General features: G+C 61.8%; 8 protein-coding genes. 6 read left to right on the forward strand and 2 right to left on the reverse strand.

The features are described from left to right. Nucleotides 1-83 precede the first annotated feature (83 nt). The 4 genes from guaB to tadA all read left to right on the forward strand — a co-directional run bounded on the left by guaB (nt 84) and on the right by tadA (nt 5,275). On the forward strand, nt 84-1,553 hold the full coding sequence (gene guaB / locus HU737_RS01875) for an IMP dehydrogenase (protein ID WP_186556408.1): 1,470 nt from the start codon (nt 84-86) through the stop codon (nt 1,551-1,553). A 78-nt stretch (nt 1,554-1,631) separates the two neighbouring features. Continuing rightward, nucleotides 1,632-3,209, forward strand: coding sequence for a glutamine-hydrolyzing GMP synthase (gene guaA / locus HU737_RS01880; RefSeq protein WP_186556407.1), 1,578 nt, complete (start codon nt 1,632-1,634; stop codon nt 3,207-3,209). A gap of 204 nt (nt 3,210-3,413) precedes the next feature. Continuing rightward, nucleotides 3,414-4,796 (forward strand): multicopper oxidase family protein, encoded by a 1,383-nt coding sequence (locus HU737_RS01885; protein WP_186556406.1) that lies wholly within the window; start codon nt 3,414-3,416, stop codon nt 4,794-4,796. Further along, nucleotides 4,796-5,275, forward strand: a complete 480-nt coding sequence (gene tadA / locus HU737_RS01890; protein WP_186556405.1) for a tRNA adenosine(34) deaminase TadA — start codon at nt 4,796-4,798, stop codon at nt 5,273-5,275. Before HU737_RS01885 ends, tadA begins: the two co-directional genes overlap by 1 nt. 65 nt (nt 5,276-5,340) lie before the next feature. On the opposite strand, the gene mltF is transcribed toward tadA, so the two are convergent. Next, on the reverse strand, nt 5,341-6,798 hold the full coding sequence (mltF, locus tag HU737_RS01895; RefSeq protein WP_186556404.1) for a membrane-bound lytic murein transglycosylase MltF: 1,458 nt from the start codon (nt 6,796-6,798) through the stop codon (nt 5,341-5,343). 324 nt (nt 6,799-7,122) lie between these two features. Here mltF and purL point away from each other — a divergent pair, with 324 nt between their 5' ends. Both purL and HU737_RS01905 read left to right on the forward strand, forming a co-directional pair. Continuing rightward, nucleotides 7,123-11,022 carry a phosphoribosylformylglycinamidine synthase gene (purL, locus tag HU737_RS01900; protein ID WP_186556403.1) on the forward strand — a complete coding sequence of 1,300 codons (3,900 nt, stop codon included), beginning with the start codon at nt 7,123-7,125 and terminating at the stop codon, nt 11,020-11,022. A gap of 1 nt (nt 11,023) precedes the next feature. Next, entirely contained in the window at nt 11,024-11,335 is a 312-nt protein-coding gene (locus HU737_RS01905) for a YqfO family protein (RefSeq protein ID WP_186556402.1), read from the forward strand. An 80-nt stretch (nt 11,336-11,415) separates the two neighbouring features. Here HU737_RS01905 and HU737_RS01910 read toward each other — a convergent pair whose 3' ends face one another. After that, complete coding sequence (locus HU737_RS01910) at nt 11,416-12,912, reverse strand: HET-C-related protein (protein WP_186556401.1); 1,497 nt, start codon at nt 12,910-12,912, stop codon at nt 11,416-11,418. Nucleotides 12,913-12,932: the final 20 nt, after the last annotated feature.

Below are 12,932 nucleotides of genomic sequence, written 5' to 3' on the forward strand. Positions count from 1 at the left end.
AAGGCCCTTATTTTGCATTGAGCGGCGCGCCATGCATGAGTATAATGGCGCGCTTCCATTTTTCCCGCCCGGGAGCCCCCGCGATGCTGCGTATCAGCCAAGAAGCCCTGACCTTCGACGATATTCTCCTTGTACCTGGTTATTCTGAGGTACTGCCTAATGAAGTCAGTCTCAAGACCCGTTTGACCCGTGGCATCGAACTGAACATTCCGCTGGTCTCCGCTGCCATGGATACCGTCACCGAAGCGCGCCTGGCCATCGCCATGGCCCAGGAAGGCGGTATCGGCATCATCCACAAGAACATGACCATCGAGCAACAGGCCGGCGAAGTACGCAAGGTCAAGAAGTTCGAGGCTGGCGTGGTCAAGGACCCGATCACCATCGACGCCGACGCCACTGTGCGTGACCTGTTCGACCTGACTCGCCTGAACAACATCTCCGGTGTTCCAGTGCTGGAGAACGGCGACCTGGTCGGTATCGTCACTTCCCGTGACGTGCGCTTCGAGACCCGTCTGGACGCCAAGGTGCGTGATGTGATGACGCCTAAAGAGCGTCTGGTCACCGTCCGCGAAGGCGCCGACAAGAACGAAGTGCGCGAGCTGCTGCACAAGCATCGCCTCGAGAAAGTGCTGATCGTCGACGACAAGTTCAGCCTCAAGGGCATGATGACCGTCAAGGACATCGAGAAGGCCAAGGCCTACCCGCTGGCGAGCAAGGACGACCAAGGTCGCCTGCGCGTCGGCGCTGCCGTCGGTACTGGCAAGGACACCGGCGAGCGCGTAGCCGCCCTGGTGGCTGCTGGCGTCGACGTGGTGGTGGTGGATACCGCTCACGGTCACTCCAAAGGTGTGATCGATCGCGTTCGTTGGGTCAAGGAGACCTACCCGCAAGTCCAGGTCATCGGTGGCAACATCGCGACCGGCGCTGCGGCCAAGGCCCTGGCAGAAGCCGGCGCTGACGCGGTCAAGGTCGGTATCGGCCCAGGCTCGATCTGCACCACCCGTATCGTTGCTGGCGTCGGCGTGCCGCAAATCAGCGCCATCGCCAACGTCGCTGCCGCGCTGGAAGGCACGGGTGTGCCACTGATCGCCGACGGCGGTATCCGCTTCTCCGGTGACCTGTCCAAGGCCATCGTCGCTGGCGCCTCGTGCGTGATGATGGGTTCGATGTTCGCCGGTACCGAAGAAGCGCCGGGCGAAGTCGAGCTGTTCCAGGGCCGCTCGTACAAGGCTTACCGTGGCATGGGTTCGCTGGGAGCCATGGCGCAGGCGCAGGGCTCCTCGGACCGTTACTTCCAGGACTCCTCGGCCGGTGCCGAGAAGCTGGTGCCGGAAGGCATCGAAGGCCGTGTGCCGTACAAGGGCGCGCTGGCTGCGATCATCCACCAGCTGATGGGCGGCCTGCGTTCGTCCATGGGCTACACCGGCAGCGCGACCATCGAAGAGATGCGCACCAAGCCTGAGTTCGTACGCATCACCGGAGCCGGCATGGCCGAGTCTCACGTGCATGACGTGCAGATCACCAAGGAAGCGCCCAACTACCGCGTAGGTTGAGGCTTCCAGCATCACTAGCAAGCGGGGCTGTTACGACAGCCCCGTGTCGTTTCCGATTTCCACTGACGAGATTGAGTCATGGCCCTCGACATTCACGCTCACCGCATCCTGATCCTCGATTTCGGTTCCCAGTACACCCAGCTGATCGCCCGCCGCGTGCGCGAGATCGGTGTCTACTGCGAACTGCACCCGTTCGACATGGACGATGAAGCGATCCGCGCATTCAACCCGCGCGGCATCATCCTCGCTGGCGGCCCAGAGTCGGTCCACGAAGCCAACAGCCCACGTGCCCCGCAAGCGGTCTTCGACCTCAACGTACCAGTGCTGGGCATCTGCTACGGCATGCAGACCATGGCCGAGCAAATGGGCGGCAAGGTCGAAGGTTCCGAGCTGCGCGAATTCGGCTATGCCCGGGTTGACGTAGTCGGCAAGAGCCGCCTGCTCGACGGCATCGAAGACCACATCGACGATGATGGCGTATTCGGCCTGGACGTGTGGATGAGCCACGGTGACAAAGTCACCAAGATGCCAGAGAACTTCCACGTCCTGGCCAGCACGCCAAGCTGCCCCATCGCCGGCATGTTCGACGATGCGCGTGGCTACTACGGCGTGCAGTTCCACCCCGAAGTGACCCACACCAAGCAGGGCGGGCGCATCCTGTCGCGCTTCATCCTCGACATCTGCGGCTGTGAAGCGCTGTGGACGGCCTCGAACATCGTTGAAGACGCCATTGCCCAGGTGCGTGAGCAGGTAGGTTCGGCCAACGTCTTGCTCGGCCTGTCCGGCGGCGTCGACTCCTCGGTGGTTGCCGCGCTGCTGCACCGCGCCATTGGCGACCAACTGACCTGCGTATTCGTCGACAATGGCCTGCTGCGCCTGCACGAAGGCGAGCAGGTGATGGCCATGTTCGCCGAGAACATGGGCGTCAAGGTAATCCGCGCCAACGCTGAAGCGCAGTTCCTGGGTAACCTGGCTGGCGAGGCGGACCCAGAGAAGAAGCGTAAGATCATTGGTCGCACCTTCATCGACGTCTTCGATGCCGAAGCCAGCAAGCTGGAGAACATCCAGTTCCTCGCCCAGGGCACCATCTACCCGGACGTGATCGAGTCGGCAGGCGCCAAGAGCGGCAAGGCCCACGTGATCAAGTCGCACCACAACGTCGGTGGCCTGCCGGAGGAGATGAACCTCAAGCTGGTCGAGCCGCTGCGCGAACTGTTCAAGGACGAAGTACGCAAGATCGGCCTGGAGCTGGGCCTGCCGTACGACATGGTCTACCGCCACCCGTTCCCAGGCCCAGGCCTGGGCGTGCGTATCCTCGGTGAAGTGAAGAAAGAGTACGCCGACATCCTGCGTCGCGCCGACCACATCTTCATCGAAGAGCTGCGCAAGGCTGACTGGTACCACAAGACCAGCCAGGCCTTCGTGGTGTTCCAGCCGGTCAAGTCGGTGGGTGTGGTGGGTGATGGCCGTCGCTACGCCTGGGTAGTTGCCCTGCGTGCGGTCGAGACCGTGGACTTCATGACTGCTCGTTGGGCGCACCTGCCGTACGAGCTGCTGGAGACCGTCAGCGGCCGCATCATCAACGAGATCGAAGGCATCTCGCGCGTCACCTATGACGTATCGAGCAAGCCGCCTGCCACCATCGAGTGGGAGTGAGTTGAGCCACAAGGGCGCCGCAAGGCGCCCTTGTTGTTTGTGCTGATCTGTTCTGTGTTTCGTCCCTGTGCTTTATCCATGGCGGCGATTGACCTGCCGCGACAACACTTCACTTAATCTTTCTCACTTGCAGGTGTATCGTATTCGCCCTTCATCGCCGGCCACTGCTGGCAGACTGATTGCGCATAAGAGGTACCTGCACCGATGTCCTTTACCCGTCGACAAATGCTCAAGGGCCTGACCGGCCTGGTCGTGGTTGGCCTGGGCGCTGGAGGCGCAGCGCGCTATTGGCTGGGCAAGGTCGAGGACGAGAATGCCGGACACGACTACGAACTGATCGCCGCGCCGCTCGAGGTCGAGCTGGTACCTGGCTTCAAGAGTGAGGCCTGGGCGTTCGGTCCGTCGGTGCCGGGTACCGAATTGCGGGTACGCCAGGGCACCTGGCTGCGGGTGCGGTTCATCAACCACCTGCCGGTGGAAACCACCATTCACTGGCATGGCATCCGCCTGCCGCTGGAAATGGACGGTGTGCCCTATGTGTCGCAACTGCCGGTCAAACCGGGCGAGTTCTTCGACTACAAGTTCCGCGTGCCGGATGCTGGCAGCTATTGGTATCACCCGCACGTCGCCAGCTCCGAAGAGCTTGGGCGCGGCCTGGTCGGGCCGTTGATCGTCGAGGAGCGCGAGCCTACCGGATTTGTTCACGAGCGGACCTTGAGCCTGAAGACCTGGCACGTTGACGAGCAGGGCGGCTGGATGCCCTTCAGCGTACCGCGTGAGGCGGCGCGCAACGGCACAGCGGGGCGGCTGATCACCATCAATGGCCAGGCCGGGTCAGTCACTGAGCTGCCCGCCGGCCAAGTGGTTCGGGTCCGCCTGCTGAACCTGGATAACACCTGGACCTACCGGATCAACCTGCGCGGCAACTGCGAGGCGATGATCTATGCGCTGGACGGCAACCCGATCACCCCGCGGCCGCTGAAGAAAGACTATTGGCTGGGTCCGGGCATGCGCATCTGCCTGGCCATCCGTATTCCTCAGGCGGGTGAAGAAATCTCCTTGCGTGATGGTTTCGTACGCCTGGGCACCCTGCGTTCAGTGGCGAGTGCCGAGGCGCCGGGTGAATGGCCGCCCGCCTTGCCGGCCAACCCGATTGCCGAGCCGGACCTGGAAAGTGCCGAGAAGCTCAACTTCAATTTCGAGTGGGCTGGCAAGGTGTCGGTCGGCACCGAGAACGGCAAGCCGCCGAGCCTGTGGCAGATCAACGGCCAGGCCTGGGACATTACCGACAAGACCTGCGCCGAGCGGCCAATAGCCACGCTGCAGAAGGGCAAGAGCTACATCTTCGAACTTAAGAACATGACCCAGTACCAGCACCCGATTCACCTACATGGCATGAGTTTCAAGGTGATCGGCTCCAATCGTCACAAGATCACCGAGCCGTGGTTCACCGACACTTACCTGCTGGGCAAGAACGAACGCGCGCAGATCGCATTGGTGGCCGATAACCCGGGCACCTGGATGTTCCACTGCCACGTCATCGACCACATGGAAACCGGCCTGATGGCCGCGATTGCGGTGGTCTGATGCGCCCGCAGATCATCGATCGCAGCCGTGATCAGGAATTCATGCGTCTGGCGCTACAACTGGCTGCCGAGGGCGCGGCGTTGGGTGAGGTGCCGGTGGGCGCAGTGCTGGTGCAGCACGGCCAGGTCATCGGCAGCGGATTCAATCGGCCGATCATCGATAGCGATCCCAGTGCCCATGCCGAGATGGTCGCGATTCGCGCGGCGGCCACGGCGGCCAGCAACTATCGACTGCCTGGCAGCACCCTGTACGTGACCCTGGAACCGTGCAGCATGTGCGCGGGCTTGATCGTACATTCGCGGGTGATGCGGGTGGTGTATGGCGCGCTGGAGCCCAAGGCGGGGATCGTGCAGAGCCAGGGGCAGTTCTTTACCCAGGGCTTTCTCAATCATCGCGTGATGTTCGAGGGTGGGGTGCTGGCCGAGGAGTGCGGGCAGATCTTGAGCGAGTTCTTCAAGGCGCGCCGGGCGAAGGTGTAAGACGCTAGGGTGATAGGGGGTGTGCCGGCCCTATCACAGGGCAGCAGCCACACAACCCCTGCGCCTCACATCGGCGGCGACTGTTCCGCCGGCTTGTCCTTGTTGACCCCAGGCACATGCAAGCTGCCCTCGGCTACCTGGCCTTCAAGCTGCGGCTGGGTCACCCAGGTCAGGATGTCGTAGTAACGGCGAATGTTGGCCACGAAGTGCACCGGCTCGCCGCCGCGGGCATAGCCGTATTTAGTCTTGCTGTACCACTGTTTCTGCGACAGGCGCGGCAGCATCTTCTTCACGTCCAGCCACTTGTTCGGGTTGAGCTTTTCGCGCTTGGCCAGGGTGCGCGCATCTTCCAGGTGGCCGCTGCCGACGTTGTAGGCGGCCAGGGCGAACCAGGTGCGGTCCGGCTCCTTGATGCTGTCGTCGAGCTGTTCCTTGACCAGCATGAAGTACTTGGCGCCACCGGTAATGCTCTGCTTGGGGTCCAGGCGGTTGGACACGCCCATGGCCTGGGCGGTGCGTTGGGTCAGCATCATCAGGCCGCGTACGCCAGTCTTGGAGGTGACCTCCGGCTGCCACATCGACTCCTGGTAGCCAATCGCCGCGAGCAGGCGCCAGTCGACCTCTTCGACCTTGGCCGAGGCCTTGAAGTGTTTCTCGTACTTGGGCAGGCGTTGCTGCAAATGCTGGGCGAAGGTATAGGCGCCGACATAGCCGAGAACGTCGACATGGCCGTAATAGCGATCTTTCAGGCGTTGCAGGGTGCCGTTCTTCTCGGCCTTGTCGAGAAACTCGTTGACCTCGTTGAGCAGGCTGTTGTCTTCACCGGCAACCACTGCCCAGCGCTGATCGCGGCTGTCGCCCAGGTCGAAGGCCACGCGCACGTTGGGGAAATAGACCTGGTTCATCGCCAGCTCGTTGGAATCCACCAGGGTCAGGTCGATCTGACCCTCATCGACCATACGCAGCAGGTCGACCACCTCGACCGCATCGGACTCTTCATATTCAAGGGTAGGGAACTGCTTTTTCAGCGCCGCCAGCTGTTCGGCATGGCTGCTGCCCTTGAGCACCATGATCTTTTTGCCGACCAGCCCCTTGGCTTGAGTCGGACGCGAGCGGCCATTGCGGTAGATGACCTGTGGGGTGACTTCCAGGTAGGGGTGGGAGAACTTCGCCTGGGTGTTGCGTTTTTCGCTGCTGACCAGGCCAGCGGCAGCCAGCACTGGGCCTGAGGGTTTGCCCAGTTGATCGAACAACTGGTCGAGATTGTCGGCAGTCTCGATCTCAAGCTTGACCCCCAGGTCATCGGCAAAGCGCTTGACCAGTTCGTATTCGAAGCCGGTTTCGCCGTTGCGGTCCTGGAAGTAGGTGGCCGGGCTGTTGCGGGTTATCACGCGCAGCACGCCGTCCTCCTTGACGCGTTCGAGGGTGCTGGGTTTTTCAACACAGGCACCGAGCATCAGGAAGAGTCCGGTTGCGAAGAGCCATTTGGCGCAACGCTGGCGCAAAGCAGTGTGGGCGAACATAGGTTGCAGTATACGCAAAGGGCAGCCCGCGCCATATCTCGACAATAGCTGGCTTGTCTGCTAGCGGTTTCAGCCTTATCTCGGCTCGCGGACCCCATGGGGGCGGCTTTACCCGCGAAGGCGGCGGCCAATGCATTGACCCATTCTCAGCCAAACCCGCTCCCACAGGGGCCGCGTGCACGTTCAATCAAGAGGTGGTTTTTCTGACCCTGAAGTCCGGTTCGGCCGCCCGGCAGCATTGGCTTAGAGCGGGTGCCGAAACGCGTGAAATTACGCTAGAATGCACGGCCTCTAAGCACACCCCTTCCTGAGGCTGTCCCGACGATGTTGATCCTGCGCGGCGCTCCTGCCCTTTCTGCCTTTCGCCACGGTAAGCTACTCGAGCAACTGAGCCAGAAAGTCCCCGCTGTTACCGGCTTGTATGCCGAATTCGCCCACTTCGCCGAAGTCGACGGTGAGTTGACCGCTGACCAGCAGCAGGTGCTGGCCCGTCTACTCAAGTACGGTCCGAGCGTCCCGGTGCAGGAGCCAAGTGGCCGCCTGTTCCTGGTGGTACCGCGTCTGGGCACGATTTCGCCATGGGCTTCCAAGGCCAGCGACATCGCCCACAACTGCGGCCTGCAGAACATCCAGCGCCTGGAGCGTGGGATCGCCTACTACGTGGCAGGCAACCTGTCTGACGCCGATGCCGCAGTGGTCGCCGCCGAGCTGCACGACCGCATGACCCAGCGCGTGCTGGGCCGTCTGGAAGAGGCGGGCGATCTGTTCAGCCACGCCCAGCCCAAGCCGATGACCTCGGTAGACATCCTCGCCGGCGGGCGTGACGCCCTGGCGCAAGCCAACCTCGACCTGGGCCTGGCCCTGGCCGAAGACGAGATCGACTACCTGGTCGCTGCCTTCCAGGGGCTCAAGCGCAACCCGAACGACATCGAGCTGATGATGTTCGCCCAGGCCAACTCCGAGCACTGCCGGCACAAGATCTTCAACGCCAGCTGGGACATCGACGGCCAGGCGCAGGACAAGAGCCTGTTCGGCATGATCAAGAACACCTACCAGATGCACAGCGAAGGCGTGTTGTCCGCATACAAGGACAACGCCTCGGTGATCGTCGGTTCCGTGGCCGGTCGCTTCTACCCGAATCCTGAGACCCGCCAGTACGGCGCGGTGCAGGAGCCGGTGCACATCCTGATGAAGGTCGAGACGCACAACCACCCGACCGCCATCTCGCCGTTCTCCGGCGCTTCCACCGGTTCCGGTGGCGAAATTCGTGACGAAGGCGCGACCGGTCGCGGTGCCAAGCCCAAGGCTGGCCTGACCGGTTTCACCGTGTCCAACCTGCGCATCCCAGGCTTCGAACAGCCTTGGGAGAAGGCTTACGGCAAGCCAGAACGCATCGTCAACGCCCTCGATATCATGGTCGAAGGCCCGCTGGGCGGCGCTGCCTTCAACAACGAGTTCGGCCGTCCGGCGCTGACCGGTTACTTCCGGACCTTCGAGCAGTCGATCAACACCCCGCACGGCGAAGAAGTCCGCGGCTACCACAAGCCGATCATGCTTGCCGGCGGCCTGGGCAACATCCGTGAAGACCACGTGCAGAAAGGCGAGATCACCGTCGGTGCCAAGCTGATCGTGCTCGGCGGCCCGGCCATGCTGATCGGCCTGGGCGGCGGCGCGGCGTCGTCGGTCGCTACCGGCGCCAGTTCGGCTGACCTGGATTTTGCCTCGGTACAGCGCGAGAACCCGGAAATGGAACGCCGCTGCCAAGAGGTCATCGACCGCTGCTGGCAGCTGGGTGAGCACAACCCGATCGCCTTCATCCATGACGTCGGCGCCGGTGGTATTTCCAACGCCTTCCCTGAGCTGGTCAACGACGGTGGTCGTGGTGGCCGCTTCGAGCTGCGCAACGTGCCCAACGACGAGCCGGGCATGGCCCCGCACGAAATCTGGAGCAACGAATCGCAAGAGCGTTATGTGCTGGCCGTCAGCGCTGGCGACTTCGAGCGCTTCAAGGCGATCTGTGAGCGTGAGCGTTGCCCGTTCGCTGTCGTCGGCGAGGCGACCGAAGAGCCGCACCTGACCGTGACCGACAGCCACTTCGGCAACACCCCGGTAGATATGCCGCTCGATGTGCTGCTGGGCAAGCCGCCACGCATGCACCGCTCGGTCACCCGCGAAGCGGAGCTGGGCGATGATTTCGACCCAAGCGCGCTGGAACTGAAAGATTCGGTCGAGCGCGTCCTGCGTCACCCGGCAGTCGCCAGCAAGAGCTTCCTGATCACCATCGGCGACCGCACCATCACCGGCCTGGTTGCCCGTGACCAGATGGTTGGCCCGTGGCAGGTGCCGGTGGCCGACTGCGCCGTCACCGCCACCAGCTTCGACGTCTACACCGGTGAAGCCATGGCCATGGGCGAGCGTACTCCGCTGGCGCTGCTCGACGCCCCGGCGTCGGGCCGTATGGCGATCGGCGAGACCCTGACCAACCTGGCCGCCTCGCGCATCGAAAAGCTGTCCGACATCAAACTGTCGGCCAACTGGATGTCTGCCGCCGGTCACCCCGGTGAAGACGCCCGCCTGTACGACACCGTCAAGGCTGTCGGCATGGAGCTGTGCCCGGAGCTGGGCCTGACCATTCCGGTCGGCAAGGACTCCATGTCGATGAAGACCAAGTGGAGCGAAGAGGGCGCCGAGAAGAGTGTTACCTCGCCAATGTCGCTGATCGTCAGCGGCTTCGCGCCAGTGGTCGACATCCGCAAGACCCTGACCCCGCAACTGCGCATGGACAAGGGCGAGACCGACCTGATCCTGATCGACCTGGGTCGCGGCAAAAACCGCATGGGCGCTTCGATTCTCGCCCAGACCCACGGCAAGCTTGGCGCCCAGGCACCGGACGTGGACGACGCCGAAGACCTCAAGGCGTTCTTCGCCGTGATCCAGGGCCTGAACGCCGACGGCCACCTGCTGGCTTACCACGACCGCTCCGACGGTGGCCTGCTGACCACCGTGCTGGAAATGGCCTTCGCTGGCCACTGCGGTCTGGACCTGGAGCTGGACACCCTGACCAGCAAGCGCGAGAAAGTCGCGGCCATCCTCTTCAACGAAGAGCTGGGTGCGGTGATCCAGGTACGTCAGGACGCCACCCCAGACGTACTGGCTCAATTCAGCGCGGCTGGCCTGGGTGAAGACTGCGTCGCGGTGATCGGCCAGCCGATCAACAACGGCGAAGTGCTGATCAAGCTGGCCGGGGAAGAGCTGTTCAAGGGCGACCGTCGCCTGCTGCAACGCCAGTGGGCAGAAACCAGCTACCAGATCCAGCGCCTGCGCGACAACGCTGACTGCGCCGACCAGGAATTCGACGTCCTGCTCGAAGAAGACAATCCAGGTCTGAGCGTCAAGCTCGGCTTCGATGTCAACCAGGACATCGCTGCGCCTTACATCAAGAAGGGCGTGCGCCCGCAAGTGGCGATCCTGCGTGAGCAGGGCGTCAACGGCCAGGTGGAAATGGCGGCGGCGTTCGACCGCGCGGGCTTCAATGCCATCGACGTGCACATGAGCGACATCCTCGCCGGTCGGGTCGACCTCGACACCTTCAAAGGCCTGGTGGCCTGCGGTGGCTTCTCCTACGGCGACGTGCTCGGTGCCGGTGAAGGCTGGGCCAAGTCGGCGCTGTTCAACAGCCGCGCCCGCGATGCCTTCCAAGCGTTCTTCGAGCGTACCGACAGCTTCACCCTGGGCGTGTGCAACGGTTGCCAGATGATGTCCAACCTGCACGAGCTGATCCCGGGCACCGAGTACTGGCCGCACTTCGTGCGCAACCGCTCGGAGCAGTTCGAGGCGCGAGTGGCCATGGTCGAGGTGCAGAAGTCCAACTCGATCTTCCTCCAGGGTATGGCCGGTTCGCACATGCCGATCGCCATTGCCCACGGTGAAGGCCATGCCGAGTTCGCCAGCCAGGAAGCACTGCTTGAAGCTGACCTGTCCGGTTGCGTGGCGCTGCGCTTCGTCGACAACCACGGCAAGGTCACCGAGAGCTACCCGGCCAACCCCAACGGCTCGCCACGGGGTATCACCGGTCTCACCAGCCGCGACGGCCGCGTGACCATCATGATGCCTCACCCGGAGCGTGTGTTCCGTGCTGTGCAGAACTCCTGGCGCCCGGACGAGTGGCAGGAAGATGCCGCCTGGATGCGCATGTTCCGCAATGCGCGGGTGTGGGTGAACTAAGGTGTACAAGCTCGCCTTCTTCGTCCCGGCGAGCCATGTCGAAGTGGTCAAGGCCGCTGTGTTCGCCGCGGGTGGTGGACGCATCGGCGCCTATGACCACTGCGCTTGGCAGACCCTCGGCCAAGGCCAGTTTCGCCCGTTGGACGGCAGCCAGCCGTACCTCGGGCAAACCGGGCAGGTCGAAGTGGTGGAGGAGTGGAAGGTCGAGCTGGTAGTGGCGGATGAGCTGATTGCTCAGGTCGTCGCTGCCCTCAAAACGAGTCATCCGTATGAGACGCCAGCCTATGAGGTCTGGCGTCTGGTGGATATCTGACAGAGGTACTGATCAACTCAGTGATGCAATGGGGAGCGAACGCTCACCTATTGCGTCACTGATTGCTCAATTCAAAGCGGTCATAAGCCAAAGCCCGAGCCGCTCAGATTCTCTCCCACGCCGATCAGATCCAGAGGTTCGCGTATCTCCAGTTCCTCCAAGCGTTTCCGAGCGGCTGCTTGGTATTCCTCATAGCGCTTGATATGACGACTGAGTTCGGTGCCTTCCTCGATTTTTTCCGGGTTTCTGTCGGCCCAGTGTTCCACGATTGGGTCCTGCCAGTTGAGATCCTTCGGATGCCGTAGATAGCTGCTCGCCACTTCGACGGGGTCTTGCTCACCGTCCCCCTCCCAGTATTTGTGCATCGACTTACCCACCTCAAAGACGGCATGCCGAGCCAGCAATTGTGCTATCACATGGAAGGGGTGGGTGCCGTGATCTTTAGCCAGCTGTGAGTGGGTAGCACTTACATGCGAATGAGTATTGGGGTCGTCGCCCCAGTACGTTTGCAGGTCGTCGATTTGATCACCTGCCCACTCCACTACCGTTTGCATAAGGCCGTTGGTGTGATTTCGCAGAATTCGAAGAGGGGTGCCGGCTAGCCAGTCCAGATACTCGACCGTCTGGAATGTCGAGCTTTTAGCTAGCTCATCTCGCACTTCGAGTGCTTTTACGAGTACCTCTCTAGCCTCGGGTTCTTCTTTGAGAAGAATCAGCAACGCTTGTTCGCCATCACTTCGTTCTCCGGGAACAGTGGGTTTGAATACATGACCGGGTACTGGAAACAGCATTTTGGCCAAGGGCTCGGCGACGCTGGCGATGATGTCCGAACCGCTGAACAGACCGGTCACGACCGGCCAGCGATGTTTGCATGGTTTCTCGGTGGTCCAGGCCAATACATCGGTGTAGCCGACCTTGCGCAGGCTGAGCTCTACGAAGTTGGAGTGAGCAAAGAAATCTTCAAGCACGTGCAAGGCTTCACCAAAGTAGCGCATGCCTGTGGGGGTCTTGCCTGCTCGCATAGCCGCGCGCAGTTTTCTGCGCATGTAGCGTTCGGCTTCCTTTATATGCAATGTCATGGAGCGTGCGTAATGGACGGTGGTCAGCCTGTCACCGGGCCGTACCAAGGGTTCAAAGTCCTCATCGATCGTCTGTGGATCGATTGCGTCTTCGTTCAAGTTGGTGGGGTTGTCGATATGTTCTGATGGGCGGTAGACGCCGAGTATCTCTGGGGTAACAGTGTAGGCAGCGCGGCCCTCGTCGGTCATCTGCAGAAGGTTGAATTCTTTTAGTGCTAACAGATCGACAAACTGAGTAAGCACTTCTCTGGAGATTTTCTTCGGAAAGTTCCTTGGCGCGTACGGCGGGCGAACAGTTTTGGGGTCGATTAGCTGTGAGTGGTCGCGCAGCCAGTTGCCGAAATAGATTTGTTTGACTTCAACGGCATTGAAACCCGAAAGGTTCAGTACGTGAGCGATGGACTCGTGGCCATGACTCTCCGCAGAATCGCCAAGGCCTGCTCCAAACCGAGGCATTGGTTTTAGTTGCTGGGGGGCATTATCAGTAAGCTTTTTCACAAGACGTCCTCAACCGATGT

Source organism: Pseudomonas urmiensis, from assembly GCF_014268815.2.
GTDB classification, from domain to species: domain Bacteria; phylum Pseudomonadota; class Gammaproteobacteria; order Pseudomonadales; family Pseudomonadaceae; genus Aquipseudomonas; species Aquipseudomonas urmiensis.

Bases quoted from the DNA above. Each gene is read 5' to 3' on its own strand.
- guaA (WP_186556407.1), top strand. From the start codon at position 1,632: ATGGCCCTCGACATTCACGCTCACCGCATCCTGATCCTCGATTTCGGT.
- mltF (WP_186556404.1), bottom strand. From the start codon at position 6,798: ATGTTCGCCCACACTGCTTTGCGCCAGCGTTGCGCCAAATGGCTCTTC.
- HU737_RS01885 (WP_186556406.1), top strand. From the start codon at position 3,414: ATGTCCTTTACCCGTCGACAAATGCTCAAGGGCCTGACCGGCCTGGTC.
- tadA (WP_186556405.1), top strand. From the start codon at position 4,796: ATGCGCCCGCAGATCATCGATCGCAGCCGTGATCAGGAATTCATGCGT.
- guaB (WP_186556408.1), top strand. From the start codon at position 84: ATGCTGCGTATCAGCCAAGAAGCCCTGACCTTCGACGATATTCTCCTT.
- purL (WP_186556403.1), top strand. From the start codon at position 7,123: ATGTTGATCCTGCGCGGCGCTCCTGCCCTTTCTGCCTTTCGCCACGGT.